Consider the following 25,916-nt stretch of genomic DNA (forward strand, 5'->3'; position numbering starts at 1 on the left):
CTCCCTGCGGCCGGTGATCAGAGCGATAGGCCGGCGCCGACGCGGAGCGTCCACGTGACCGCGGGCACCTCGTGGATGAGCTGCGCGGGGTGCTCGAACATGAACGATCGCCGCACCAGCGGAAATTCCGGTCCACCTTGCGCGTCGATCCGCACGAGGGCCCCGAGCGAGGCGGTCACGCGCGCGAGGAGCCCGAGGCTGGCCCAGGGGACGGTGCCCTCCTCCACGTCGGAGATCGCCTCGCCGACCAGCCCGGTGCCGTGAAGGAAGCCGCCCTCCGCGCCCACGCAGGGCCCGAGCGAGAGCCGGCGTGCCGGGCGGAAGAGGTCCGCGCAGGCGTCGACGCGGCCGATCCCGCGCACGAAGAGGGCGCCGCCCGGCCCGGCGTCGACCGCGCCGGTGGCGGCCACCTCGGCGGCGACGCGGAACGCCGCGCCGAGGCCCAGATCGGCGCGCAGCTCGACGAAGGGCCCCCCGCCGAGCAGCGCCTCGGGGGCGACCCCGGACGCCGCGCTTCCCTGGAGGCCGAGCGTCCACGGGCGCTCCACGGGCCGTCGCGGCCGCGGAGGGTGCGAGGCCCCCGCGACCGGCGACGGCGGGCGGATCGGCAAGGGGCGCGCGGCCGGCGCCGGTGGGGCCGGCGAGGCGGCGGGCGGCTGCGGCGAGCTCCCCGCGCCCGGCGCTGCGCCGCCGCCGGCCCCGGCGGATTGCGCGGCCCCGGCCGGCTGCGCAGGAGCGGCGGGCTCCGCGGCGGATGGCGGGGCCGCGACGGGATCCACGGCCGGCGCTGGCGCCCCGCCGGCATCCCGAGCCCCGCCAGCCTCCGGGGCCTCGGACGAGCGCGGCCCGACGGCCGGCGGTTGCGGATCGAGAGACGCGGTGGGGTCGACCCGGAGGGCCGTGATGAGCGCCAGGGCCGCGACGACCTCGCCGCACGTCGCGCCGTCGACCTCGCGGACGCGCGCGTCCTCGCCTTTGCCGAGCGTGATCCGGCCGCGGCTCCTGCCCGCGCTCGAGGTGATGCGCACGCGCACGTCGAGCGCCGCTTCGTCCGCCGCGGCGGCGCGGGCGAGGTCCGTGCGCGCGGTCACCTCGCGCAGGAACGCCCCGGCGCCGGGACAGCCGTCGTGCGCCTCGTACGCGATGCGCAGGCGCTGGACCTCCGCCCAGGCGTCACCCCCGGTCAGGGCGCCGGCGAGCACGACGACGGCTGCGAGCCAGCGCGGGTGGAGCACGGCACTCTCGAACGCACGCACGGCGCGGGAGGGTACACCGAGCCATCGTCCGCGGCGGCATTGCGGTCATCGCCGTGCGCTTCTCGGGCTCGATCCCGGGCCATTTGGCCCCTCCGCGCGGCCCAGAGCCGTGAGGGCGCTCGGCGCACCCCCATCGCCGGCGCGCCGCGGACGCGCCCCATCGCACATTGGCACACCTTGAAACGATTCAGGCCAACATGAGCCGATCACCGTGGCGCAAACGAGGCATCTATCGGCGGAATAATTGATGATTTCCCTGGCACCGCCCGTGCGAGAGCGCACGGCCCGTGGAGGTGTTCATGGCACAGTTTCAGCGTACAGCGCTCGCTCTCATCATCCCCGCCTCGTTGTCGATCGCCTGCTCCTCGTCGAGCGACGCGCCGCCGCGCGTCACCTGGCGCGACGCGACGACCGGCGAGGCCAGGGAGGCCGTGCAGCAAACCACGCTCGGAGGGCTCGGGATCGACGACGGCAACCTTCACGAAGGCGGCGGCGATCATCGCGTATGCCGAGGCCTTCAAGCAGCTCGTCGAGCTCGGCCCCGGAGAGCGCGCGAGCGCGCTCTCGGCCGCCCGGGAGACCGTCCTCGCCGCGAACACGACCGGCGCGGACGCCGATCTCCTCGAGATCGCGGCGACCCTTCAGAAGATGATCGACAACCAGCCATAGAGCGGTTTTCAGCTGAGCCCAGTACGAGCGTCGCAGAGCGGCGGTCACCCGCACAGGAGACGGGTCCAGATCGGCGTTTTCGGCGCGGAAGCGCACTCCAGTGCGCTGAGCACCGAAAACGTCGAGATGGGCCCGTATCCGAAGCGGGTGACCGCCGCTCTAACACGCGAGCCGCTTCACCCAGGCAAGGACGAAATCGCGGAACACCGCCACGTTCCGCGGCACGTGCCGCGCGCTCGGATAGACGAGGTACAGCGTCCCTGCGCGCTGCGACCACTCCGGCAGCACGTGGACGAGGCGCCCGCTCGCCAGGTCGGGCGCGGCGAGGACGCGCGGGAGCGGCCCGATACCGCCCCCCGCCCGGAGCACCGAGCGGATGAGCTGGAAATCGTCGGTCGCGATGCGCCCGGTCGCCATCGCGTCGCGCACCGCGCGGGGGCCGTCGACGGGCTGCTGGCTGCGCCGGCTGTTGGGGAGGAACACCACCCGCTCGTGGTCGACGAGCTCGTCGAACGCGCGGGGCAGGCCGCGGCGCGCGAGGTACGCCGGAGCAGCGAAGAGCTGCACGTAGGAGTCGAGCAGCTTGCGCACGACAAGCGAGGAGTCCGGGAGCTCGCCCGTCGCCCGGAGCGCCACGTCGAAGCCCTCGCGCAAGAGGTCCACCCGGCGCGTGGACATGTCGACCTCGAGCGACAGCAGCGGGTAACGCGCGCCGAACTCGACGAGCATCTCTCCGAGGAAAGACTCCCCACCATCCGGGGGAGCGCTCAGCCGTATCGTGCCCTGGGGCTGCCCTTGATAGGCGTCCAGCGCCTGCGCCGCGTCGCGGAGACCGGCGATGTGCGGCGCCACGTCGCCGAAGAAGCGACGGCCCGCCTCGGTCAGCGCCACGGCGCGCGGCGACCGCTGGAGGAGACGCACCTGGAGGCCGTCCTCGAGCCGCGTCACTGCGCGGCTCACCGTCGACTTCGGGACGCCGAGCTGCTCCGCCGCGGCGGTGAACGAGCCCAGCTCCGCCACCCTGGCGAACGCGGCGATCTCATCGAGCTGGGGCGCCCGGGCAGGGCGCGCTCGGGCTGCCGCGCGGGGGCTGGGCATGGTAGGACCTCACGAGGGGTAAACGGCGCCGATCGGGGGGCTCTCGCCAGGTTGCGCCAGCGCAACGTTGAGTTGAGCCGTTGCACGATAGCACCGGGCGTCGCGAGGGCGCATCAGGAAAGGCGTGGGCGCTCCGATCGGGAGAGCCCGCCACACCTCAGCGAGGCTCACCATGAACAACGTCAAGCGTTTCGCCCCCACCGCCGCCCGCATCCTGCAAGGGCTCGTGTTCTTCGTGTTCGGGCTCAACGGCTTCTTGCAGTTCCTGCCGCAGCCCCCGGCTCCGGAGGCCGCGGCCAGCTTCGCGGGCGCGCTCGCGGCGACGGGGTACATGTTCCCGCTCATCAAGGGGACCGAGGTCGTCGCTGGCGCGCTGTTGCTCTCGAACCGCTACGTGCCCCTCGCGCTCGCGCTCCTCGCGCCCATCATCGTGAACATCGTCGCCTTCCACACCTTCCTCGCGCCGGGGAACCCGGTGTCCTGGCTCATCCTCGCCATCGAGCTCTACCTCGCCTTCGCGTACCGCGCCGCGTTCCGCCCGATGCTCGCCGCGCGCGTCGACGCGAGCGCCGGCGCGGAGCAGAGCAAGCTCCGGCCTGTCGAGAGCGCGGCTTGAGCCGCCCGTTCGCGCTGACCCAAGGAATCCCCTTATTTTGCAGCCATTTTCAGCGGAGAAATTGAACAGGGAGGCTCGGAGACAGGGAGTATTTTGAAATTTCCCTCCCCGCCTCCCCGTCTCCCTGTGAAGTTTCCGAAGAATTCGAGGGGATGCTTCAGCGCGCTGACCCGATCGGCGGCCGTCGCCGTCAGCGCTGATACAGGATGCGGCCGCCGGTCTTCGCCAGGGCGTACCGGAAGCCACGCGCCAGGTCGACGTGCGTGACCATCGCGCCGACGTCCAGGCCCTGGGCGACCATCATCTGCGCCGCCCCCGCGGTCACGCCGACGAGCACCGCCTCCGCGCCGAGCAGCGCCGCCGCCTGCGCCGCCCGGACGAGCTGGTTCGCCGCCGTGGCGTCGACCACCGCCATCCCCGTCACGTCGATCAGCACCACCTGCGCGTCGTGCTCGTGGATCTCCTTCAGCAGCGATTCGATGAAGCGGCTCGAGCGCTGGGCATCCATCGTGCCCACCACGGGCATGACCAGGATTCCATCGGCGATCGGCACCACGGGGCTCGACAGCTCATGGATCGTCCGGAGCATCGACTCCTGGAGCTGGTTCGACCGCTCCAGCTCGATGGTCCGCTCGGAGATCCGGCTGAACAGCCGGGCGTTCTCGATGGCCACGGCCGCGGTGCCGGCCACGCGCTCGAGGAACGGCACGTCGTCGCTCCCGCAGGCGTCCTCACGCTCGCTGCTCAGGACGAGGACGCCGACCACGCTGCCCCGCGCCCGCAGCGGCACCCCGACGAGCGTCCGCGCGCCGGCGTGCCCGCGGAGGAGCGAGGCGCCCTCGCGCCCGCCGTGCCCGGCCGGATCGATCACGAGCGGGCGGCCGGCGTCGAGCACCCGGCCGACCAGCGAGCGCGGCGAGAAGGACACGCGCTCCTCGACGACGGGCTCCCTGCGCGCCGCCACGCCGATCAACAGCACCTCGATCGGCCGGCCGGCGGCGTTGCCCTCGACGCGCCGGCTCGCGACGCGGCGGGCCGCGTCGAGCGCGAGGTGATCGCTGAGCGTCTTGGACCACGGCGTGTGCTCGAGGGTGACGCAATCGACGCCGGTGTGGATGATGCGCGAGGCCGGCAGCTCCGCGAGCGTCGGCTCGACGCCCCGGGTGATCATCCGGTGGACGATCTCGGCGGCGCGATACCCCATGTCGTACTCGCGCTGCACGATCGTCGCGTGGATCGCGCCCCGGCGGAGCAGCGCGACCGTCGCGGAGAAGAGATCGAACGCGACGATCTTGAGCTCTCCGCCCCTGCCGATCTCCCTCGCGGCGCGGCCCCATGCCGGCCCGCCTCCGACCGCCACCCCGAAGGCACCGGCGATGTCCGGCCGCCGCTGGAGGGCCGCCCGCGCGAGCTCCGTCCCGAGCTCCTGATCGTGCTCGCTGTCCTCGTGGGGGGGCAGCACGGTGAACTCGGCCCCTTCCATCGCCGCGCAAAACCCCTCGATGCGCTCGCGCGTGTTGATCGCGTCCTTCGTGGGCCGCTGCGGCGCCACGACCCCGCCGCTCGGCAGCAGCCGCCGCATCACCTCGCCCGCCAGCCTGCCCGCCGCCACGTTGTCCGTGCCGATATAAAGCGGGGCCCGGCTGCCCGGCACCGGCGGCGTGTCGACGACGATCACCGGGATCCCCGCCTCCGCCGCGCGCCGGAACCCCTCCTCCGCCTCCTCGGGGGCGCCCGGCGCGATGATGATGCCGTCCACACCCCGCCGGATGCCGTCCTCGAGGATCTCGCGCTGGCCCCCCGGGCCGCCGGGGGGCCCGAGGCGGAAATCCACGGAGATGCCGAGGCCGCGCGCGGCGTCGACCGCGCCGTCGCGCAGGGTGTGGAAGTACGTCATGGGGGCCGACCGCCCGGCCCGGAACACGCGGGCGTCCAGCTCGCCCGAAGCGGCCACGGCGCCCTCTCCGCCGCCGGCGTCCTCGACGAGCCACAGCTCCACCGAGGCCCATTGCTGGTCGATCTGCACGCTCTTGATGCCGTGAGCGAGCGTGTCCAGCAGGTGGTCTGGCTCCACCGTGGTGCCCACCGCGTTCAGCACCTGCTCGAGCAGGCGAATCTCCTGTGCCAATCTCGCCTTCTCGTCATAGAGCCTGTGCCGCTCCAGCGCGGCCCCGGCGGCGTCCAGGAACACCTCGAGCATCACGCGGCGCTCGCCCTGCGGAGGCTCGAGGGTCGCCTGCTCCAGCGCGAGGTAGCCCGCCGGCGCTCCCCGGACGACGACGGGCGCGACAAGCACGCCCGCGCCGGCGGGCACCGCGCCCTCTGCCGCGATCGCGAGAGGCAGGTGCGCTTCATACCACGCATGTGCACTGACAACGCACATCCCGCTCGCCGCCTCGGGCGCCGCGCGCGGGCCGCCTCCGGTGGCGAGGCCCGCGTCGGTCGGGAGATTCACCCCTTGCCGAGCGAACGCGTCGAACCCTTCGAGCGCCCTGTAAACGAGGCGGTTCCCTTCGCAGAGGAGCAGGCTGCCGCGCGGCGCCCGCGGCGCGATCGCCATGGCCCGTCGCACGATCTGCTGCAATGTCGCGAAGAGATCCACCCCATGGCGCATACGGGTCCCGCTCGATCCGCCGTCACGACGCGCGACGCGATGGCCCAGAAGGCGCGATGAACCACAGTTCTGTCAAGGTCGATTTGCCCATCTCCTCAGGTGTGTGGGCCGGCTCGCGGCCCGCCATCGACGGCCGAGGTCGCCGGGGAGGTGACGAGTCGTCCGAGCGGCGCGCGCTACTCGCAGGGCAGGATGCGCAGCACCTGGATCGTTGTGTTCGAGCTGCCGGGCGCGGCGAAGGCCACGCTCCCGTCGGGAAACGCGACGAAGTCCTGGTAACGATTGCCGAGCACGTCGACCTCCAGCGGCTCGCCCTCGGCCTCGCCGGTGGCGCGATCGCGCGTCTGGAGGAACAGCGCGCGCGCCGCGTCGTTGCGGGCGATATCGCCGGCCCTCGTCGTGGTCTCCCAGGCCGCGAGCATGCGGGAGCGGCCGTAGGCGGCCAGGTGCGGAGCGCGGTGGTTCATGCCCGCGTCGCTGGCGATCGTGAGGTCCTTGTCCGCGGCGCCGTCGGTGAAGTGGAGCAGCCGGACGTCCGCGAGCCCGTTCGCGCCCGCCGGCTGGCCCGAGCGGATATTGCTCGCCGTGAGCCAGTAGCCGCCGCCGGCCGCCGTGACGAGGTTCCCAAGGTTCGAGTAGGCGAGATCGACCGGATAGATGGTCTTGTAATTCGGCGCGAGCGCGATGCGGTTGTTGTTGTCGGTCTTGCACACCGTCACGAACTTCCGGGCGCTGTCGTCCCAGAGGACGCGCTCGTAACCGCTGTGGCTGCAGCCCCAGTCGAAGCCGTCCCTCTGCAGCGCGCCGTTCGCGTCGACGACCTTCATGCGATCGCCCTGGTGGATGTTGATGCACCCGCCTTGCGAGACGCTGATCGCGGCGCCGAAATAGCCCGCATAGCGCGAGCCGTCGAAGGCGATGCGGCCGTGGTGCGCGTACCACCAGATCATGTACACCTCGGGCCCGGTGGGGCCGGTCGAGTAAGGCGGCAGCGCGGCGCTCGAGCTCGTGAGCTTCGTCGCCCAGGTCGCGCGCTCGCCGTCGAAGCGGACCATGTACATGTCGTGACAGGCGACCGGAGGGGACGGCGGCGTACCGCACAGGTTCGAGGGCGTGCCGCAATTCAGCGTTCCGCCGCCCTCCGCATCGCGGGTGAGCAGCAGCACGCCGCCGTCGTCGTCGGCGTAGAGGTCGGCGAAGTCGTTCGCCGGCAAGCCGAACGAGCGCCCCACGGCCTTGTCATCGGCGTCGAGCTGGAGGACGTGGACCTGTCCGTCGTCGCTCATCCATGCCAGGCGCGACCCGCCGGACGGTATCGGCGAGATGACGAGCGGCTTCAGCGCGGCCTCATCCTCGTTGTTGATCACGCGGCCCCCGACGTCGACCTGGGTGATGCGAATGCGGTCCCGGGTGACGCCGCACGCGCCTGGGCCCGGATCCCCGCCCGCACCTCCGCCGCTCGCGCTCGACGCTCCTCCGCCGCTCGCGCTCGACGCTCCTCCCCCGCTCCCGCTCGATGCCCCGCCGCCGCTCCCGCTCGACGCCCCGCCGCCGCTCCCGCTCGACGCTCCTCCCCCGCTCCCGCTCGTCGCTCCTCCCCCGCTCGCGCTCGACGCTCCTCCCCCGCTGCTCGACACCTCACCGCCCGACTCGCCAGCGCAGCCCGGGGGCAAGGTGATAAGAACCAAAGGCCAGATGACTCGCATGGTTCGTCTCGACATCTCGTCACGCTACCGCGCGAGCCGGCCTCTCATGGGGCAGAATCTCCGCTCGGCGCCTGAGGAACGCGCCGTGGCGCTCTGCGTCCTGTGCGGAGATCTCGCCGGCCAGGACACCACGCCAGCACCCTGGACCAGAACAGCCATCGATGGCGGACATCCCCTCACCCACCGCCGCGCGAGCAGTCCCCGGCTCCCCCCGCAGGCCCCCGGTGAGGGGGCCGGCGGCTCGGCGAGGCCTCCTGCGCCACCCGAGGCGCCCCTGGGCGACGCGCTTGCGGCGCCGACCGTCGCTCGCGATCCGCCGCGATGGCCGCAGTCTCGCCCGCTCCAGACCACCGACCGCCCCCCGTCACGCGGGTCCTGACGAGCGTTGACACGCACACGCTGACCTGGTAGGTGAGCGAAGCGTCCGTGCGAACGCGGCTGGCGGCAAACGATGCGGGCGAGTCCTTGCCTCGCGAAGCGACGGACGCGCAGGGCTTGGCCCCTCTCGGGCGCCACCCACGTGGAAGTTCCGCCGCCGGGCGCTTGAATGCCATGTCGCTGTAAGATACCGCCGCCGTGGACCGGCTCGCTCAACACGGCCGGCATCGCAGGGGGCGGCAGCACGAGCGCCTTGACGGATCCAGCGAGGGCAGCGAAGCCAACCTCGGTATGGTCTCGCGGCTCGTCCGTGCGGGGAGGTTGACGCGGCACAGCTAGCCAGAGTCAACGGTGCGAGGCGCCGGAGGCCCACCCTAGCCTCCGACCCGGCACCATGTTATTGCTAGCCCGCCGATTCCGCCACGCGCGCAATTGATGCGCGCCGGTGGTTCACCTGACTTGAGGAGCGCTGGAGCCACAACAAACGCAACATGCCTGGAAGCCCAGCGCGGGCGTGGAGATACCGCCTCCACCCTGGCCTGGAGACCAGAGCCCTGGGGCTTACCCCGCGGACACCGTTGTCGAAAGCGCCCTCTGAACTAAGGCACACGCAAACCACGAGCTGGAGATCCGTTTATGACCGTTGTCACTGGAGACAGAGAGTACTTCCCGGGTGTTGGCAAGATCCCTTACGAGGGGCCTGAGTCCGACAACCCCCTCGCCTTCAAGTGGTACGACGCCAACCGCGTCGTCGCCGGCAAGGCCATGAAGGATCACTTCAAGTTTGCCGTGTGTTACTGGCACACGTTCTGCGGGCGCGGGCACGATCCGTTCGGCCCGGGGACGATCAACTTCCCCTGGGACGAGGGCAAGGACGCGCTGGCCCGTGCTCGCATGAAGATGGACGCGAACTTCGAGTTCATCACCAAGCTGGGCGCGACGCACTACTGTTTCCACGACATCGACCTCGTGGAGGAGGGCGAGAACCGCGCCGAGACGTCGCGTCGCCTCCAGAGCATCGTCGAGTACGCCAAGCAGAAGCAGGCGCAGTCGGGCGTCAAGCTGCTGTGGGGCACGGCGAACCTGTTCTCCAACCCGCGTTACATGAACGGCGCCTCCACGAACCCGGATTTCTCCGTGCTGGCCTACGCCGGCGCCCAGCTCAAGGACGCCCTCGACGCGACCATCGCGTTGAACGGTGAGAACTACGTGTTCTGGGGCGGCCGCGAAGGGTACATGAGCCTGCTGAACACGGACATGAAGCGCGAGAAGGCGCACTTCGCTCGCTTCTTGACCATCGCACGCGACTACGCGCGCTCGCGCGGCTTCAAGGGCGTCTTCTTCATCGAGCCCAAGCCCATGGAGCCCTCCAAGCACCAGTACGACTTCGACGCCGAGACCGTGATCGGGTTCCTGCGCCAGCACGGCCTGGACAAGGACTTCAAGCTCAACCTCGAGACGAACCACGCGACGCTCGCCGGCCACACCATGGACCACGAGATGCAGGTGGCCGCGGACAACGGCATGCTCGGCAGCATCGACGCCAACCGGGGCGACTATCAGAACGCGTGGGACACCGATCAGTTCCCCTACAACATCAACGAGACGGTCGAGATGATGCTCATCCTGCTCCGCAGCGGTGGGTTCCAGGGCGGCGGCGTCAACTTCGACGCCAAGCGCCGCCGCAACTCGAGCGATCTCATCGACACCTTCCACGGGCACATCGGCGGCATGGATGTGTTCGCCCGCTCGCTCCTCATCGCCGACGACCTGATCCGCAAGTCGCCGCTCGAGGCGATGCGCAAGGCGCGTTATGCGTCCTTCGACGGCGGCAAGGGCGCCGATTTCGAGCAGGGCAAGCTGACGCTGGAGCAGCTGGCCGAGATCGGCAACGCTGGCGGTGAGGTCAAGCTCACGAGCGGTCAGCAGGAGCTGTACGAAAACATCATCAATCGCTGGATCCGATAAGCCGAGCGATCGAGGGAACGACAGCCGGGCGCCGTTGCGCGCCCGGCTGTTTTTCTTTCCGAAGAGAGGTAGCTCTCCTGCGGATGATCCACTCCGCGACGGCGACGTTGATCACCCAGCCGGCGCCCATCAGGAGCGCTCTGACGCCCTCGCCCGGCACGCCGACGAGCAGCACCCACGGCATGTGGGTCAGCACCTGAGTCCCCGCGCCCAGGCCGATCGCGTAGCCGCGCAGCATGAAGGCGCCGTGACGGACGAAGTCGCGCCGCGAGATGGCGACAAGGCCGAGCACGAGCGACATGAACATGGCAGAGCCGAACAGCACCCGGAGAACGGCGAGGGCGTCGCCGTCCCCCTTGGGGAGCTCGTAAGACGCCTGCATCCACAGACCCGAGGCGGCAGCGACGAGCCCTGACGGGGCCACGGCCCACCCCGCCGCGCGATGCCAGCGAGGCTTCCGGCGGCGAAAGCCCGAGGAGAACTGGAACGCACCCAGGATCGAGAATACGCTGACGCTGAAGATGTGCAGCACGATGGGCACGGGCGCAGCGAAGAAGCGGGCGTTGTCCGGGGTGACCTTGGCGCCGACGCTCAGCTCGGCCAGGCGGAAGGCGCCGGCCACCACGGGGACCGCGCTGAGGCCGAGCAGAAGCGCGGGTACGAGCCAGTCTCGCTTCGCCGAGGGGGTCGTGGTGCTCTCGTTCGTCATGCCGCCAAGCTAGGGACGGCCCTGGTTGCGTCGCAATTGGCGCAAAAGTCGGATCTGGGTCGGCCGATTGCCCGATGGGGCGATCGTACTTTCGGCCAGGTGCACCGCCACCTGGCCCCGGGCCGACGGGTCAGTCGCGGACGCGACCGGTCTCGTAGGCCCAGATGGCGATCTCGACCCGGTTGCGCGCGCCGAGCTTGGTCATGAGGCTGGCGATGTGGGCCTTGACGGTGCTCAGGCTGATGTGGAGCTCGTCGGCGATCTCGGCGTTGGTTCGACCGCGGGCCACGATGAGGAGGACCTCCTCCTCGCGGGCGGTGAGGGCCTCCGCGGGCTGCGCTCGTGGCAGCTGGGGGCGAGAGGCGGCGAACGAGGAGAGCAGGCGGGCGGTGACACGTGGCGCGATCAAGGCGTCGCCGCTCGCGGCGGCGCGGATGGCCTGCGCGAGCAGCTCGGGACCGGCGTCCTTCAGCAAGAAGCCGCGGGCGCCGGCCTTGAGGGCGCCAACCACGTAGTCGTCATGATCGAAGGTGGTGATCACCACGACCGCCAGGGGACGGTCGACGGCCGGGCCGGCGAGCCGTCGGGTAGCTTCGATGCCGTCGATTCCGGGCATGCGGATGTCGAACAGGCACACGTCGGGACGGAGGGCGAGCGCCAGCTCCACGGCCTTGTGTCCGTCGCCGGCGACGCCCACGACCTCGATGTCAGGCTGGGCGTCGAGGATGATGCTGAGCCCGGTGCGGACGATCTCTTGATCGTCGGCGACGATGACGCGAATGCTCATGTTGTCCGTCCATTCCGAGGCAGCACGGCCGTCACCGTCCAGCCGCGCCGTGGGCCCGGGCCCGCATGGCACGTACCGCCGAGCAGCGTCGCTCGTTCGATCATGCCGACCAACCCGTATCCCGCCGACGTGGAATGGCCAGCGTGGGTCCCCTGGCCGTCGTCGGTGACCCGCAAACGTACGGACGTGTCGTCGGCCGTGACCTCCACGTCGATCCGGGTCGCGTGGCGAGCGTGTCGGCGAGCGTTGGTGATCGCCTCCTGCGCGAGGCGAAAGATCGCGGCGGAGACCGACGATGGCAAGTCATCGAAGCTCCCGGTCAACTTCACCTCGACGGAAGCCCCTGTGGCGGATGGGCCTGCGAGCTGTCCGAGGTCGGCGACCCGCGGGCTCGGCGCGAGCTCGGCCGACTCGCCGCGGCGCAGGAGCCGGACCATCGTGCGCATCTCGCCGAGGGCGCGAGACGCCTCGTCCGCGATCACGCGGAGCGCGTCGACGGGAGCCTCGGGGCGAGCCGACGCGGCGACCAGGCCAGCCTGCGCGCGGATCGCGATCGCCGATACATGGTGGGCGACGGTGTCGTGCAGGTCGCGGGCGATCCGCTCTCGCTCGGCCAGCTTGGCTTCATCGAGCTCTCGCAGGCGCACGCCATCCCGGTAGCGCACCGCCGCGCCGAGCGCCATCGTGGAGAGCAGGACGGCGTAGCCCCCGATGACATCGCCGGTCCTGGCATGAGAACGGATCATGTCGACCGCCGCCGAGGTCACCATGATCGGCAGCCCGATCATCGCTTCACGCCCCGTACCCCACCGGAACAACGAATAGGGCAGCAGCACCATGTAGACCATCGCGTAGAGCCCTGGCGATGCGCTGCCGGTCGCCATCACGGCGAGCTGTATCGCGATGAGGAGGCCGAACGCGATCACGACCATCCGCAGCGGCCTGGTCCTCCGCCAGAGCAGCGTCGGCAAGAGCCCGATGCAAAGGACCAGCGAAGCGATCCGCCACGGCAGGTCGCGCCGGATCGCGACCTCGATCGAGCCGAGCGCGGCGAACGCGGCCAGGAGCACCCAATCCATCCGGACGCGTCGAGGGGGGTGCGGTGCTCGTGGCTCGGACCACACGGATCGAAAGAACGCGCGCACCTGCCTCATGAGAAGCGCCGGATTGACTCCACACCCATCGCTCGAGCGAACCAGCACGACGACCTGGCGTGCTGGTCGCAGCATAGACCGGATGGACGCCGTGCACGAGGCCTCGATGGGGGCGCTCTCGCGATGGTCCGCTGCGCCGCGCGGATCGACGCCCCGAAGCTGCCGGCAGGGAGCCCCCCCTGTCCGATGGCTCACGTCCTCGACTCGGCCACGGACCGGCGCTCGTTACAAGCAGAGCCCCTGTCCGCAGACGAGCCTGCATTCACAGCCGGTCTCCTGGACGCCTCCGGAGATGTTCATGCTGGTGGTGCCGGCCGCGCGCAGGTTGGCTTCGATCCTCTCGAGGGCGCATGCCTGGAGCTTGAAGTTGTCGGTGATCTGTACGTCCTCGCCCACGCTGCGCAAGGCATCGAGCCGCAGCGCCGCGAGCTCCGTGTTTCGATGGATCCAGAACCGCTCGTCGACGGTCTCGAGCTTGCGAAAGTCGGCTTCCAGCAGCTCGAACGCCAGATAGATCCACAACGTACCGCGGACACGCACCAGGTTCGGCATGCGGATCGCCTTGATCTGCGCCGCGACCAGCTCCCCGCTCGAGGCACCGCCCTCGGCCTGGATACCGCCGACTTCGAGCAAGCTGGGCAAGTCGAGCGTTCCGGCGAAGTCGGGGCTGACCGAGATCGTGCCGTTGATCGTGGAGTAAGCGCGCGCTGCGAGGGCGTCCGCGTCCGACGCGATGAGCAGATCGCCTTGATGGACGCTGCCTTCGAGCGCCGCCGGGCCGCTCTCGCAATCTCCAGCGCCGCCCTCTCCGGCCGCTCCTGCGCCCCCAGCAGAGGCGCCCGACGTTGCGCCAGGGTCCGTGTCTCCGCCCGAGCCGCCCTCCCCCGCCCCGCCGCCGTCGCTGCCCCCGCCCAGACCTCCCGACGGACCGTGAGAGGTCCCGCTCGTTGCGCCGCCCGAGCCCCCCGTGACCGTGTCGCCCGTGCTGGCGCTGTTCCCATCGCCCGAACCGCACGCGACGAGCAACGACACCGCGGCCATCGACGTCAGCCGGTCGAGCCACGATCGAGCCGACCGTCGGATTCTTGCGCCTTCTCCGGCAGTTTCGGCAACTGAATTCACACCGTTCATGAGAGAGGAGGAAATCGAAACGTTCCAGGAGCGTCAAGCCCGCAACGGCGCTCGAGGCGACGGCGACCTGCAACGATCTCTACTATCTCCGTCCGCGCCGGAATGCCGCCGTCGCGCGTCCAGAACAAGCGGCGGCATCGAGCCGCGCGAGCCGTCGCGAGCCTGGGAGCGCGACGGCGCCGCGTCACCCGCCGTCGTACGGACCCAGGATCACCGGTCCGGGAGCGAGCACTTGCGGTCCGTCCATCCACCAGACCGCCGCCTGGTTCGTTCCGACGGCGTACCAGAGGACGTCCGCCATGCTGTCGAAGTTCACGTCGGTGCCGGGGCGCAATTCCCAGCCGCGGCCGAGCGGCCCCGGGATCACCGGTCCCGGCGACAGCAGCTGCGCTCCGGCCATCAGCCACACGGCCATCAGGCCCTGCTCGGGGCTGCTCCAGAGCACGTCCCCCATGCCGTCGAAGTTGAAGTCCGACGACGTGACGATCTTGAAGCCGCGGCCGAGCGGCCCCGGGATCACCGGCCCCGGCGCCAGCAGCTCGGCTCCGTCCATCAGCCAGATCGCCATCAGGTTCTTCTGGATGTTGTTCCAGAACACGTCCCCCATGTTGTCGTAGTTCACGTCCTGCGCGGTGGGCGCCGTCCATCCCTCGCCGGGCGGCCCCGGGAGCACCGGCCCCGGTGCCAGCAGCTGCCCTCCATCCATCAGCCAGACCGTCATCAGGTTCTGTCGCTCGTTGTTCCAGAGCAGATCCGACATCCCATCGATGTTGAAATCGGTCGCCGAGGTGACCGTCCATCCCTCGCCGGGTGGCCCCGGGAGCACCGGCCCCGGCGCGAGCAGCTGGCTTCCGTTCATCAGCCATATCGTCATCAGGTGCCGGTCTGCGTTGAGCCAGACCACGTCCGCCATGCCGTCGCGGTTGAAGTCGCCCGCATTGGCCACCTCCCAGCCCTGGCCGATGGGTCCCGGGATGAGCGGCCCCGGCGCCAGGAGCCGGTTCCCCTCCATGAGCCAGATCGCGATCAGGTTCTGCTCCTTGCTGCTCCAGAGTATGTCCCCCATGCCGTCGGCATCGAAGTCGTTCAGGCGGACTGCCTCCCACCGGGTGCGGCCCAGCCTCGGTGTCGCGACCCCCAGCGGTGACGCCGCGGGCTCGTCCGCCCCACGTTCCTCGCGCAGGTCGACGCCCGGCGAACAGGCGGCCATGGTGTGAATCGCGGCGACCACGCGCAGCGCCGCCCCTGTAGCCGCAGACCGTCTCATACGCGCCCTCTCTTGCGCCTCAGGCGCGGGTACAGATGCCGGCCGGGCATTTCCTGTCCGGCATCCCGCCTCGTGGGCGCGCCGTGCACGCGCGCCCGTGGAGCGGCAAGCGCCAGTCCAGCGGCGACCAGCGAGCCCGGGCCAGCGTGTGACGGGCACGTTGTGACGATATTTTTCTCTATCTCGCAGGAGCACTCCAACCTTCGAAGAGAGGCGCGCGGCCGCTGCGAGCAAGACGGCCTTGACGTGCCAACGTGGGAGATGTAGCCGAGGACATGGCTGACCATGGCGTGATATCCATCCTCTCTGTGCGTCGCTCCCTCGCTGCCTGTCTGCCGTTGCTCGCGCTCATCGCCTGCGGCGGAGACGGCGCCAACTCGCCGCCTACGCCGGAAACGAGCGGCAGCGGCGGCACGGGCACGACGTCGACAGCCGAGAGCGTCGGCACGACGAGCAGCAGCGGAGCCGGTGATTCGCCGGCCGGTGGGACCGGCGGGGGAGGAACGTCCGCTGGAGGCGGGGGCGACAGCGCGACCGGCGCGACCAGCGGGACAGGGGGAGGTGGGAATTCCACAGCTTGCACGCGCGAGCTCCTGAAGAGCACGATCGACGCCTATTTCGAAGCGCTCGCGGCGCACGATCCGTCGACGTTGCCCCTCGCCGACAACGTAAAATTCACCGAGAACGGCGAAGCCCTTGCGCTCGGTCAAGAAGGGCTCTGGAGGACCGCCGGAGCGCTCAAATACGCTCACAGCGCGCTCGACACCGAGACCTGCAGCTCTGCGAGCCAGGCCGTGGTGCCGGACGGCAGCATGGACATCCCGCTCGCCCTTCGCCTCAAGCTCCAGGGTCAGGAGATCACCGAGATCGAGACCATCGCCGTGCGGCCAGGGGACTACAAGGTCTCCGGGCAAAATTTTGCCTCGAACACCGGCGCCATCATCGCGAGCGGGGATACCGTCAAGTGGGAGGAGCCCGTTCCGGAGAACGAGCGCAACTCGCGGGACGAGCTCGAGGGCTGGATGGAAAAGTACTTCTGGATGTTCCCGGGCGGCGTCTGCAACACGGTCAGCAACTGCAAGCGCATCGAGAACGGCGGCGGGTCGTTCACCTGCAGCGCCGGCGCGAGCTGCAATCCTGGCCAGCCGGGCTCGGGGTCACCCGCGCTTCCCCCTCGTCTCATCTTCGCCGACGTCGAGAGGGGAATCGGGGTCGGGTTTACCATGTTCATGGGGAACACCGACATGCACATGTTCAAGATGCGCGGCGGCCAGGTGTACGGCGTGAGCGCGATCCTGGGCGCGGCAAGCAGCTCCGGCTGGGAGTGAACGAGCTGGGTCTCCGCTTTTCTCCGCCCGTCTGCTGACCGGACCGGGCGCCCGCATAGGCGTCAAAGCCTCGCGCCGCCTTCTTCTACATCCGAACGTTTACGTTGGTGACCGATGGTGGGGAGGGGGCCGGGCGTGGTCTCGAGGGCATCGAGGATGCGGCTCGCGCTCCAGACCCAGGCGGTCAGCGCGCCACTCTCCGCGTTCCCATGGAACTTGGAGGCTCGGGCGTCTGATCGTCTGCTCGTCACCGGCGAGCGAGCCGGGCCTGGACGGCGAATGACCGCCGCCCGGGGATCACGCCGAATGGGGGGCAAGGCCAGAATGGCGCTCATGCCCCCCAAGGGCATCACTACTGCAGCACTGTATCCATATCCCAGTCAATCCACATGCTTTTCCATTCGCTGACCGGCTGCTGAACGCCATTGTCCAGGATGTTCATCACGTCCGTGTTTGCGCTGGTGTTGCCCTCGAACGCTCGCTTGAACATTTCGCCTGCAAGGGCGGTCTGAGAGCTCGAGGCGCCGCAGTGGTTTGCGCTGTACATCGTAAAACCCATGCGCTCCGGAACGCCGAGCGCTTTCCACACCGGCTTTGCCGCCCATGCGGAGAGCGCTTCGCAGGTCCCACCCAGGTGACACCATGAGTCCCTGCCATTGGCATTCGTGAAGTGCACCAGGTGCCGTGGAGCGATGGTCGCCAGGAGCATATGCGTATCGAAGGGGAGGTTGTATACCTTCGAGGGGTCGTTCCGGAGCCAGCGGGCCGCGCTGGTCACCCAGGGTCCGCAGATACCGCTGTCCTCGAGGTTGTCGATGCTCTGAGGCTTGGCATCCTTGCACTGCCAGACAGAACCACCTTCACCGTGCCTGAACCACTCTGCCTGGCGCAAGTTGGCTACACCACCACCGCCCGACTCCACGATGACAACCACCGGTGCACGACTGAAGACACCCGCCAGGTAAGCACCTTTTCCACATCCGGAGCACCCCGACACCATCACCTTCGTGGGATCGTGTCCGCTGCCCGGGTTCTGCTCCAACACATCCATCACCCGGTCAATCATCCACCCGTTGGCGACGTTGGTGTTGACCTCGGACAAGCCGAAAAGATTTCTTATCTTGCCTTCAAAGCCGCTTCCGAACGACAGCGTCTTGCTGCCTGACGGGAAGATCCCACCCGACAACTTGAGAGCGATCACGCTGCCGGATCCGCTGATGCTCGCCGAGAAGGTCTCTGATTTTCCACCCACCTTGGCGGTGATTGAAACCGTACCTCCGGACACGGTTCCGGTCACCTCATCCGGCTCGGCGGGGACCGGACCGTAAAGGTACTTGGCTGCCATGGCCAGGATTTCCTTGCGGCGGCACTCCCACTGCTCCTTGGTCGTGACCTTCGTTCCGTTGAAGAACGTGAACGGATCCGGGAGCTTCTCGTTTACCTCGGTCAGACCGCTCGGCTCAGGCAAAGTGGGCAGGACACACGTGAATTCGCCGCCGCCAGTCCCGGTGGTCGCGCTTGCCTCGCCAGTCCCGCTGGTCGTGCTGGCCCCGCCAGTCGGGGAGCCGCCCGTGCCGGCTCCGCTCGTCGCAGCACCGCCGCCCGTACCGGCACCTCCGCTGGTCGAGGAAGCACCGCTGGTCGCGGGGCCTGCACCCGAGGTGACTCCCCCGCTCCCGCTCGGTGTCCCGCCGCCTGAGCCCGAAGCATCACCCCCGGCACCGCCGGTTCCTACTTCTGAAGCGCAGCCAGGGAAGTTCAAGAGGGCGAGGACGGGGATCGCGAGAGCGGTTATTTTGCGCGAGGCACGAGAACGGACAGACATGAAGGCCTCCATGTTTCGAGGGCAGTGGCGGAATGCGACACGCGGTCCTTGACACGTAGTACGTGACACGCGGGCAAACCGCCGCATCTATAGCAGACGATAGGGAAGTTGGTGCGTTTTTCGCGTTGGTGACGCTGCTTTCGTAACGTATGCGAATTTGCGCTGTGACTATGCCAATGGCACGTGAACGAGAAGTTCCAGGGCGCGGTGCGAATCGTCCGCCGTCAAGCCAAGGACCCGTCAATCGAGCTATGAGAACGGCGCTCCCGGGGCTTGGGGGCGCAAGTCCCGGATCTGGTTATGCGCTCCGATCGAGCACGAGCTCTTCGCTTCCTCGCCGGGTTCTCTGCAGTCGCCTGCGGTGGGCGGACGTCGCTCGATGAGGAGAAGTTCTTCCCGGACGACGCCTCCGGTCCAGCCGGGTCCGGAGGGAAGCGCCTCGGAGCCGGTGGTCTCGGGGCTGTCGCTGGGGCCGCGCGCGACGAACAGGGGAGGAGGGCGGTTAGGGGGAGGTTTGGAGAACGCTGGCCGGAACGACATCACCAGATGCCCATTCCCAGCGGAGGGCGGTTCGATCACGCTTATCGCTGGGAATCGTACGACCGGAGCGGGCAGCGTTTGGTCCGGATGCAAATATTCAACAAGCTTGTAGTCGATGTGATCCGGATCGTCTCCGGGAACACCTCGCGAAAGCTCGCACCTGCGGGGCATCCGAGGAAGCGACACTCGTTAGCGAGACTTTTGTCGTCGCGTCGCGTTGACGCAGTGTCTGGTCGTCTGCTCGTCGTCGGAGGACGAACCGGACTCCGGCGGCGATGCGCCCGCGGAGGCACGGGCTCAGCGGCACCGGGCGGCCCTTCTTCCGTCACCAGGCGGCCTGCACGCTCGCCCTTACCCCGCGCGAGCTTGCCGTTCCGCCGCCGCGCCCCAGGAGGATCCCATCATGGCTCGACTACAACGCCTCATCGAGCCGGGGACGCGCGCGACGCCCGACCTCCTGGCCGCGCTCCGCGCGCTGGCTCGGCCGCTGCGCTCCACGGCCGATCTCGACCCCTTGATCGAGCGCATCGGCGACGCGCGCTGCGCGCTCCTGGGCGAGGCGACGCACGGGACGCGCGAGTTCTACACGTGGCGCGCAGCGCTCTCCAGGCGGCTGATCGTCGAAGCGGGGGCCTCCTTCATCGCCGTCGAGGGCGACTGGCCCGATTGCTACCGCGTCAACCGCTATGTGAAGGGCTACGCGGACGCGGGGAGCAGCGCCCGCGCGGTGCTGCGCGCCTTCGATCGCTGGCCGACCTGGATGTGGGCCAACGACGAGGTCGCCGACCTTGTCGAGTGGCTGCGCAGGCACAACGAGGGGCGGCCCGAGGAGCAGCGGGTCGGCTTCTACGGGCTCGACGTCTACAGCCTCTGGGACTCGCTCCGCGAGGTCATGCGCTACCTGGAGGGGGCCGCCCCCGACGCGCTGCCGGCCGCGCGGCGCGCGCTGCGCTGCTTCGAGCCGTATGCCGACGATGCCCAGGAGTACGCCCGGGCGACGGTGCTCGTGCCGGAGTCTTGCCAGGCAGAGGCCGTCAAGCTGCTCGCCGAGGTGCGCAGGAGAACGCCGGAGTTCGGCGCCGACGGGCGCGACGGGCACTTCGTCGCCGAGCAGAACGCGCTCGTGGTCAAGAACGCCGAGGCCTACTACCGGGCGATGGTGCGAAGCGACGCGGAGTCGTGGAACGTCCGCGATCGGCACATGGCCGAGACGCTCGATCGGCTGCTCGAGCAGCACGGCCCGCGCGGCCGCGCGATCGTCTGGGCGCACAACACGCACATCGGCGACGCGCGCTTCACCGACATGGCGGAGCGGGGCGAGGTGAACCTCGGCCAGCTCGCCCGCGAGCGCCACGGGGAGGAGCGCGTCGCGCTCGTCGCCTTCGGCGCCCACCGCGGCACGGTGATCGCCGCCCGGGCGTGGGACGCGCCGATGGAGGTGATGCGCTTGCCGGTCGGGCGGCCCGAGAGCTGGGAGGACCTGCTGCACGAGACGGGCGGCCGGGATCAGCTGCTGATCTTCGAGCCGGGGAGGCTGCCGCAGGAGTCGCTGGCCTGGCGCGGCCACCGCGCCGTCGGCGTCGTCTACCACCCCGAGTACGACGGGTACGGGAACTACGTGCCGACGGTGCTGCCGCGCCGCTACGACGCGCTCGTCTTCGTCGACGAGTCACAGGCCGTCCGGCCCCTGCACATCGCGCCGCGGGCCGAGAAGGAGCCGCCGGAGACCTACCCCTCCGGCGTGTGACGCCGGCTGCATGGCGCGCGCAGTGCAAAGCGCGCTGGGCGAGGTGAGCCGATGCTCTCGTTACAATCTCCCGATTTCCACCATGGCGACGTGATCCCGATCGTGCACACCTGCGAGGGGAAGGACGTGCCGCCCGCGCTCTCCTGGTCGGGTATCCCCGGCGGCACGAGGAGCCTTGCGCTCATCGTCGACGACCCGGACGCGCCCGATCCACGCGCCCCCAAGACGACGTGGGTCCACTGGGTGCTCTACAACATCCCGCCCGACGCCGGCGGCCTGCCCGAGGGCGCGCGCAAGGCCGATCTGCCGACGGGCACGCTCGAGGGAAGGAACGACTGGAAGCGCGCCGGCTACGGCGGCCCGTGCCCGCCGATCGGCAAGCACCGTTACTTCTTCAAGCTGTATGCGCTCGACACGGTGCTGCCCCCGCGAGGCGGGCTCACGAAGGTGGAGCTCGAGAAGGCGATGGAGGGACACGTCCTCGCGCATGTCGAGCTCGTCGGGACGTACCAGAAGAGGGGCGGCTCGTAGGAGCCGAGCGCCATCGGCCGCCCCTCGCGCTCGACCTCGCGCGAGCCTTCGCGCGCTGCGGGCTCATCCGCGTCGTTCGGCTCGCTGCGGCGTACTTTTGTAGGCTTCGCTCGCCTGCCTGGCGGATGAGCCCGTATCACACGAATCTACACCTCGCTATGCGCCATGGACGCGCCTTCGGCGTGCGCTCATTCGCACTTGCAGACCGGGCGACCGCCATCGTCACAGTGGCACTGACACACTCCCTCAGGACACGTGACGACCTTATCGCCCTTCGGGCAGGTGGCGACGCACGAGGCAATGGAGTCATCCTCGCCGCCCGCCGCGACCTCAGCGTCGCTGGCCTGCCAAGGATCAGGCTCATTGGCGTCGACCGACGCCCCTGCTCTGCCGTCCACGGCCTCCGCGGCCGCGCTCCTCCAGAGCGCCGCGGAAGCGGGCAGCATCGACAACACGAACACCGATAACAGCGTACCGCTCATCTTCACTCCTCCTGGTCAGCGATGCTTCCATGATCGGGCATCATTGATTGGCAGGGGCCGAGGCACGCGGCGTGCCGAATGGCGCGGCCGGCGGCCGAGCTCGCGGCGCCACGGCAGGTACGGGAGCGCTGCCCCGCGTGTGTCCGCGATGTTCAAACGGCGCAGCCAGCCCGGCTGCGCTGGTTGAGCCCGCCTGCCCTGCCGCATCCTCACCACGGGCGGCGAGATCGTCGCTTCGAACGCGACAATCCGAGCAAAGGGTTGCGCGCGATGGTTTGCTCGAACACGCAAGCCGACCGCGGGCGGATACCGCCGCCGAGCGGCCGCGGCCTCAACTTGGCGCGACGAGAGGGCGCGTCGCGCGCTGGGCCAGCGGAGAACGCGGCTGGCACGACGAGTGCTCTTTGGTCACGCAGCACACAGGGGCACATGACCCGCGAGCTGGCTTGATGCTCCGAGTCCGGTGGAGCTGCTCGAACGCAGGGGCTCCGCGCGGTCGGCAAACGCAGCTGGCATGTCTGGCCTCTCTGACCATCAACCATCACGAGATCGAACGAAAGAGGAAGAACATGACACGAAAGATCATCACCGCGGTCGCTGGTATGTCGTTGTTCGTCGGCGTGGCGATGGCGCAGGCGGCGACGCCCGCCACCTCGAGCCTGAAGGGTCGCTCTGCCCTTCACCCCGACGCGAGCGCCGGGACGCCCGAGAAGGTGGCGCAGTATTACGGGTACCCTGGGGCCAACGTGGCCACCTCGACGAACATCGGCATCGCGGGCATCGCGATCGGGACCTCGGGATCCGTCGCCCAGTCGTCGGTCGCCCAGGCCGGCGGGTACGGCAACGTCGGTGTCGCGACGGCCAACGCAGGGGGCTTCCATGGCCGCGGCCACGGCCGGGGCCATGGAGGCTGGAGGAGGATCGCGATGAACGACGCGCCGGCGTCCGGTCAAGCCGACATCCTCTTCGACAACTAGTTCCACCGGCCAGAGGTCCGGCCAGGAATGGCCGGACCTCTGCGCCGCTTCGCGGCGGCTTCGCGCGGGCGGACCTGGCTGGTTTCCTCGGGGCTCCGCCCCACTCCGCACCCCGGCGGCCACAAGCGGCCCCGGCCGGCCCGCTGGGGCCGGAGCATCCACGGGCCGCGCGCGGCGCTCCGGCGGCGCGCGGCCTCCTCTCCGACGACCCCGAACCCGGGATGGACGAAACCATGCGCCGTTTACTCCGTGTGCTCTCGACGTCCGCGCCCGCGCTGCTGGCCGCGGCGCTCTGCTTTCATTTCGCGATGACACTCGCTTACCTGACGCCGCAGAACCCGCTCCAGCTCCGCTTCGCGCGGCTCATCAGCGGGTACATGAACCCGTTCTTCGAGCAGAACTGGCACCTCTTCGCCCCCGATCCCATCACCGACACGCGCCTCGTGATGGTCGCCTGCCGCGTTCACGAGCCGGACGGGAGCACGACCGAGACCGGGTGGACCGATATCACGACCCCCTACTGGGAATCCCACCTGGAGAACCGACTCGGCCCCGCGACGCGCCTCGGACGATCGGTGACGGGCGCGGCGCGCATGATCTACACCGTCGATCCGACGTCGCTGCAGATGGCGAAGAAGCTCGATCAGCAGCGCACACGCGCGCAGGCGGGCGGAGGCGGCGCCGAGGCGCCCGATGCGCAGGTGGCCGACATGCTCAGGGACGAGGTGAAGAAGGAGCAGGACGCCGGCTTTCAGCTCGGCAAGACCGTCCTGGAGCGGGCCGGCTCCGCGCACTGTGACAGCCTGTACGGCCCGAGCCGCACCGCGGCGGTGCGGTTGCGCCTGGCGGTGCTGAAATTCCCGCGCTTCTCCCGGCGCGACCTGCCCGACTCGAAGGGTGAAATGACGTACTATGATTTCGACTGGGCTCCCCATCGACCGGTGGCGCCGCTGGACGCGACGACCGAGGACAGACCCGAGACGCCCGTGGCCCTCCGGGCGGCGTCCGCGGAGGAGAGGTGACGCCATGCTGAGCAAGCTGAACGCACGCTGGCACCGCATCGTGGAGCTCACGAGCCGCGAGCGCTGTCTCATCGGGGCCAGCCTCTTCCGGATCGTCGCCGGGTTGACCATCCTCCACCTCTACCTGGCCAACTACTTCCAGCGCCATTACCTCTACGGCCCCGAGGGGGTGTGGCCCTTCGCGCGGTCGCTCGAGGAGGCCCACAGCAACGGCGCGTTCTCGATTTACCTGCTCAGCAGGTCGCCGCTCTACTTCGAGGTCGTCTTCCACCTCGCCATGCTGTTCGCGGCGCTGTGGGTGATCGGCTTCCGCACGCGGCTCATGTCGCTGCTCACGTATGTCGGGCTCTGGTCGTTGCATCAGCGGAACCCCGTCCTGCTCGACGGCGGCGACAACCTCGTCCGGCTCGCGCTGCTGTACGGCATCTTCGCCGAGCTCGGCGCGTACTTCTCGCTCGACGCCGATCGCCTCCGCGCGCAGCGGGAGCGCGGCGGGGAGCTCCAGCGGATCAAGGGGATGCTCCACAACGCGGCGATCCTCGCCTGCGCCGTCCAGGTGTGCCTGGTCTACGGGGTCGCGGGGCTCTACAAGGTGCAGGGGGAGCTGTGGCAGAACGGGACGGCCCTTTATTACATCACCCGCGTCGGCGAGTTCACGTGGCCCGGCCACAGCGACAGCCTCTCCCGCAGCGTGGCGGTGGTGACGGCGCTGACCTACGTGACGGTCGGGTTCCAGCTCAGCTTCCCGTTCCTGTTCGCCCTGAACCGGCACACACGCAGGCTCTCGCTCGCCGCGGCGTTCCTGTTCCACGCCGGCATCGCCGTCATGATGGGGCTCGGCACGTTCGCAGTATTCATGATCAGCGTCGAGCTGGCGCTCATCGCGGACGCGGAATACCGGGCGATCGGCGCGTTCGCCAGGCGGCTCGTGTCCTTCGAGGCGCCCTCGCTCCGGCGCCTCCTTCCCGCGCGCCGGATCCAGACGAAGTAGCGCGGCGCGGCGCGGGCGCGCTCGAGCGCCCGCCCGATCTCCCCCCCGGCCCCCAGCGCTCCCCGCCCAGCCTCACCAGCCTTCCGCCACGCGGATCGCGATCTTCCCGATGGTGCGGCCCGACTCGATGGCGCGGTGCGCCTGCGAGAGCTCGCGCACCGGGTAGCTCGCGCTGACGATGGGCCTGACGTGGCCTTGCGCCGCCAGCTCCGCCACCGCGGCGAGCGCGCGGCCCTGCGCGTGCGGGTCGAGCCGCCAGATCGTGGCGGCCCCCATCACGTGATAGAGGAGCGACGCCGCCTTCATGAACAGCCGGTCCGCGACCGGCGCGGGCGTCGGCACGATGCTCACCACGGTGCCCATCGGCGCCACGGCGTCGAGCGCCTGATCCAGCGCGCGGCCACCGGCGTTGTCGAAGGCCACCGCGACGCCCGCCCCGCCGGTCAGGTCCCGGCACGCCTGGCCCACGTCCTGCGTCGTGTGATCGAGCACGACCGCTGCGCCGAGGTCGCGGCAGAGCGCCGTCGACTCGGGTCGGCTGGCGGTCGCCACCACCCGTAGCCCGAGGTGACGCGCGAGCTGCAGCTGCAGATGGCCCACGCCGCCTGCGCCCGCGGTGACCAGCACCGCGGCGCCGGGCGCGGGCCGCGCGCGCGAGAGGCATTCCCAGGCCGTGACGCCCGCGAGCGACAGGCAGGCAGCCTGCTCATGGGAGAGGGCCGCCGGTTTGCGCGCGAGGGTGCGGCTGTCGGCCACCACCCGCTCCGCGTTCGCGCCCTGCCCGAACAGGCTGGGTGAGCCGAACACCTCGTCTCCGACCGCGAGATCGTCGACGCCGGGGCCGACCGCGTCGACGATCCCGGAGACGTCATAGCCGAGCACCAGCGGAAACTGCCGCTCGATGCGGCGCGGCCCGGGCGCCGCCGAGCGCGCCCGGATGTCCGCCGGGTTGACCGACGACGCGATCACGCGCACGCTCACCTGGTGGGGTCCGGGCGCTGGCTCGGGCAGCTCCAGCGGCACGAGCTGCGAGGCGTCGCCATGGTGATGGATTCCGATTGCCTTCATGCGTTGCAGTCCTCTCGAACAACGCCGGCGTGCGGCGGCTCAGGCGCAGTGT

22 protein-coding genes are annotated in these 25,916 nt (G+C 69.8%); 8 read left to right on the forward strand and 14 right to left on the reverse strand.

Annotated features, from left to right (window positions below):
- Positions 1–17: 17 nt before the first annotated feature.
- The 3 genes from WMF12_RS28645 to WMF12_RS28655 form a co-directional block, all read right to left on the reverse strand.
- Positions 18–1,256, reverse strand: coding sequence for a hypothetical protein (locus WMF12_RS28645; protein ID WP_437850489.1), 1,239 nt, complete (start codon positions 1,254–1,256; stop codon positions 18–20).
- A gap of 310 nt (positions 1,257–1,566) precedes the next feature.
- Positions 1,567–1,701, reverse strand: a complete 135-nt coding sequence (locus tag WMF12_RS28650) for a hypothetical protein (RefSeq protein ID WP_437850491.1) — start codon at positions 1,699–1,701, stop codon at positions 1,567–1,569.
- A gap of 383 nt (positions 1,702–2,084) precedes the next feature.
- Positions 2,085–3,023, reverse strand: a complete 939-nt coding sequence (locus tag WMF12_RS28655; protein ID WP_437850493.1) for a LysR family transcriptional regulator — start codon at positions 3,021–3,023, stop codon at positions 2,085–2,087.
- 172 nt (positions 3,024–3,195) lie between these two features.
- On the opposite strand from WMF12_RS28655, the gene WMF12_RS28660 reads away from it, so the two are divergent.
- Entirely contained in the window at positions 3,196–3,639 is a 444-nt protein-coding gene (locus tag WMF12_RS28660) for a DoxX family protein (protein WP_437850495.1), read from the forward strand.
- 190 nt (positions 3,640–3,829) lie between these two features.
- On the opposite strand, the gene WMF12_RS28665 is transcribed toward WMF12_RS28660, so the two are convergent.
- Together WMF12_RS28665 and WMF12_RS28670 are read right to left on the reverse strand one after the other, a co-directional pair.
- Positions 3,830–6,253, reverse strand: a complete 2,424-nt coding sequence (locus WMF12_RS28665; RefSeq protein ID WP_437850497.1) for a substrate-binding domain-containing protein — start codon at positions 6,251–6,253, stop codon at positions 3,830–3,832.
- A gap of 176 nt (positions 6,254–6,429) precedes the next feature.
- Positions 6,430–7,959, reverse strand: a complete 1,530-nt coding sequence (locus WMF12_RS28670) for a hypothetical protein (RefSeq protein ID WP_437850499.1) — start codon at positions 7,957–7,959, stop codon at positions 6,430–6,432.
- A gap of 1,014 nt (positions 7,960–8,973) precedes the next feature.
- Here WMF12_RS28670 and xylA point away from each other — a divergent pair.
- Positions 8,974–10,305 carry a xylose isomerase gene (gene xylA / locus WMF12_RS28675; RefSeq protein ID WP_437850501.1) on the forward strand — a complete coding sequence of 444 codons (1,332 nt, stop codon included), beginning with the start codon at positions 8,974–8,976 and terminating at the stop codon, positions 10,303–10,305.
- Here the strand turns inward: xylA and WMF12_RS28680 are convergent.
- The 5 genes from WMF12_RS28680 to WMF12_RS28700 all read right to left on the reverse strand — a co-directional run bounded on the left by WMF12_RS28680 (position 10,286) and on the right by WMF12_RS28700 (position 15,353).
- Positions 10,286–11,014 carry a DUF2306 domain-containing protein gene (locus WMF12_RS28680; protein ID WP_437739881.1) on the reverse strand — a complete coding sequence of 243 codons (729 nt, stop codon included), beginning with the start codon at positions 11,012–11,014 and terminating at the stop codon, positions 10,286–10,288. The genes xylA and WMF12_RS28680 overlap by 20 nt on opposite strands.
- Positions 11,015–11,144: 130 nt before the next feature.
- A complete protein-coding gene (locus WMF12_RS28685; RefSeq protein ID WP_437739882.1) occupies positions 11,145–11,801 on the reverse strand; it encodes a response regulator in 657 nt (218 codons plus the stop codon).
- Positions 11,798–12,955 (reverse strand): sensor histidine kinase, encoded by a 1,158-nt coding sequence (locus tag WMF12_RS28690; RefSeq protein WP_437850503.1) that lies wholly within the window; start codon positions 12,953–12,955, stop codon positions 11,798–11,800. The genes WMF12_RS28685 and WMF12_RS28690 overlap by 4 nt, the downstream gene beginning before the upstream one ends.
- A gap of 225 nt (positions 12,956–13,180) precedes the next feature.
- Complete coding sequence (locus WMF12_RS28695) at positions 13,181–13,996, reverse strand: hypothetical protein (protein ID WP_437850505.1); 816 nt, start codon at positions 13,994–13,996, stop codon at positions 13,181–13,183.
- Between the two features lie 274 nt (positions 13,997–14,270).
- Complete coding sequence (locus WMF12_RS28700; protein ID WP_437850507.1) at positions 14,271–15,353, reverse strand: FG-GAP repeat domain-containing protein; 1,083 nt, start codon at positions 15,351–15,353, stop codon at positions 14,271–14,273.
- A 308-nt stretch (positions 15,354–15,661) separates the two neighbouring features.
- Here WMF12_RS28700 and WMF12_RS28705 point away from each other — a divergent pair, with 308 nt between their 5' ends.
- A complete protein-coding gene (locus WMF12_RS28705) occupies positions 15,662–16,681 on the forward strand; it encodes a hypothetical protein (protein ID WP_437850509.1) in 1,020 nt (339 codons plus the stop codon).
- 62 nt (positions 16,682–16,743) lie between these two features.
- Here the strand turns inward: WMF12_RS28705 and WMF12_RS28710 are convergent, their stop codons facing one another.
- Positions 16,744–17,031, reverse strand: coding sequence for a glucuronyl esterase domain-containing protein (locus WMF12_RS28710; RefSeq protein ID WP_437850511.1), 288 nt, complete (start codon positions 17,029–17,031; stop codon positions 16,744–16,746).
- Positions 17,032–17,033: 2 nt separating this feature from the next.
- Positions 17,034–18,149, reverse strand: a complete 1,116-nt coding sequence (locus WMF12_RS28715; protein ID WP_437850513.1) for a glucuronyl esterase domain-containing protein — start codon at positions 18,147–18,149, stop codon at positions 17,034–17,036.
- A gap of 1,300 nt (positions 18,150–19,449) precedes the next feature.
- Between WMF12_RS28715 and WMF12_RS28720 the strand changes: the two genes are divergently transcribed.
- Both WMF12_RS28720 and WMF12_RS28725 read left to right on the forward strand, forming a co-directional pair.
- Entirely contained in the window at positions 19,450–20,793 is a 1,344-nt protein-coding gene (locus WMF12_RS28720) for an erythromycin esterase family protein (protein ID WP_437850515.1), read from the forward strand.
- 51 nt (positions 20,794–20,844) lie between these two features.
- Positions 20,845–21,324: a YbhB/YbcL family Raf kinase inhibitor-like protein gene (locus WMF12_RS28725; protein WP_437850517.1), complete on the forward strand. Its 480-nt coding sequence runs from the start codon at positions 20,845–20,847 to the stop codon at positions 21,322–21,324.
- A gap of 188 nt (positions 21,325–21,512) precedes the next feature.
- On the opposite strand, the gene WMF12_RS28730 is transcribed toward WMF12_RS28725, so the two are convergent.
- Positions 21,513–21,806, reverse strand: coding sequence for a hypothetical protein (locus WMF12_RS28730; RefSeq protein WP_437850519.1), 294 nt, complete (start codon positions 21,804–21,806; stop codon positions 21,513–21,515).
- Positions 21,807–22,375: 569 nt separating this feature from the next.
- Here WMF12_RS28730 and WMF12_RS28735 point away from each other — a divergent pair.
- The 3 genes from WMF12_RS28735 to WMF12_RS28745 all read left to right on the forward strand — a co-directional run bounded on the left by WMF12_RS28735 (position 22,376) and on the right by WMF12_RS28745 (position 24,796).
- Positions 22,376–22,783, forward strand: coding sequence for a hypothetical protein (locus WMF12_RS28735; protein WP_437850521.1), 408 nt, complete (start codon positions 22,376–22,378; stop codon positions 22,781–22,783).
- 233 nt (positions 22,784–23,016) lie between these two features.
- Positions 23,017–23,805: a DUF5819 family protein gene (locus tag WMF12_RS28740; protein ID WP_437850523.1), complete on the forward strand. Its 789-nt coding sequence runs from the start codon at positions 23,017–23,019 to the stop codon at positions 23,803–23,805.
- 4 nt (positions 23,806–23,809) lie between these two features.
- Complete coding sequence (locus WMF12_RS28745; RefSeq protein WP_437850525.1) at positions 23,810–24,796, forward strand: HTTM domain-containing protein; 987 nt, start codon at positions 23,810–23,812, stop codon at positions 24,794–24,796.
- Between the two features lie 72 nt (positions 24,797–24,868).
- Here the strand turns inward: WMF12_RS28745 and WMF12_RS28750 are convergent, their stop codons facing one another.
- Positions 24,869–25,864, reverse strand: coding sequence for a quinone oxidoreductase family protein (locus WMF12_RS28750; protein ID WP_437850527.1), 996 nt, complete (start codon positions 25,862–25,864; stop codon positions 24,869–24,871).
- Positions 25,865–25,916: the final 52 nt, after the last annotated feature.

The organism is Sorangium sp. So ce363 (genome assembly GCF_051520435.1).
GTDB lineage: Bacteria > Myxococcota_A > Polyangia > Polyangiales > Polyangiaceae > Sorangium > Sorangium cellulosum_B.

Coding starts and splice junctions, on each gene's coding strand:
- WMF12_RS28655 (WP_437850493.1), bottom strand. CDS start 3,023: ATGCCCAGCCCCCGCGCGGCAGCCCGAGCGCGCCCTGCCCGGGCGCCC.
- WMF12_RS28660 (WP_437850495.1), top strand. CDS start 3,196: ATGAACAACGTCAAGCGTTTCGCCCCCACCGCCGCCCGCATCCTGCAA.
- WMF12_RS28665 (WP_437850497.1), bottom strand. CDS start 6,253: ATGCGCCATGGGGTGGATCTCTTCGCGACATTGCAGCAGATCGTGCGA.
- WMF12_RS28670 (WP_437850499.1), bottom strand. CDS start 7,959: ATGCGAGTCATCTGGCCTTTGGTTCTTATCACCTTGCCCCCGGGCTGC.
- xylA (WP_437850501.1), top strand. CDS start 8,974: ATGACCGTTGTCACTGGAGACAGAGAGTACTTCCCGGGTGTTGGCAAG.
- WMF12_RS28680 (WP_437739881.1), bottom strand. CDS start 11,014: ATGACGAACGAGAGCACCACGACCCCCTCGGCGAAGCGAGACTGGCTC.
- WMF12_RS28685 (WP_437739882.1), bottom strand. CDS start 11,801: ATGAGCATTCGCGTCATCGTCGCCGACGATCAAGAGATCGTCCGCACC.
- WMF12_RS28690 (WP_437850503.1), bottom strand. CDS start 12,955: ATGAGGCAGGTGCGCGCGTTCTTTCGATCCGTGTGGTCCGAGCCACGA.
- WMF12_RS28695 (WP_437850505.1), bottom strand. CDS start 13,996: ATGGCCGCGGTGTCGTTGCTCGTCGCGTGCGGTTCGGGCGATGGGAAC.
- WMF12_RS28700 (WP_437850507.1), bottom strand. CDS start 15,353: ATGAGACGGTCTGCGGCTACAGGGGCGGCGCTGCGCGTGGTCGCCGCG.
- WMF12_RS28710 (WP_437850511.1), bottom strand. CDS start 17,031: ATGCCCTTGGGGGGCATGAGCGCCATTCTGGCCTTGCCCCCCATTCGG.
- WMF12_RS28720 (WP_437850515.1), top strand. CDS start 19,450: ATGGCTCGACTACAACGCCTCATCGAGCCGGGGACGCGCGCGACGCCC.
- WMF12_RS28725 (WP_437850517.1), top strand. CDS start 20,845: ATGCTCTCGTTACAATCTCCCGATTTCCACCATGGCGACGTGATCCCG.
- WMF12_RS28730 (WP_437850519.1), bottom strand. CDS start 21,806: ATGAGCGGTACGCTGTTATCGGTGTTCGTGTTGTCGATGCTGCCCGCT.
- WMF12_RS28735 (WP_437850521.1), top strand. CDS start 22,376: ATGACACGAAAGATCATCACCGCGGTCGCTGGTATGTCGTTGTTCGTC.
- WMF12_RS28740 (WP_437850523.1), top strand. CDS start 23,017: ATGCGCCGTTTACTCCGTGTGCTCTCGACGTCCGCGCCCGCGCTGCTG.
- WMF12_RS28745 (WP_437850525.1), top strand. CDS start 23,810: ATGCTGAGCAAGCTGAACGCACGCTGGCACCGCATCGTGGAGCTCACG.
- WMF12_RS28750 (WP_437850527.1), bottom strand. CDS start 25,864: ATGAAGGCAATCGGAATCCATCACCATGGCGACGCCTCGCAGCTCGTG.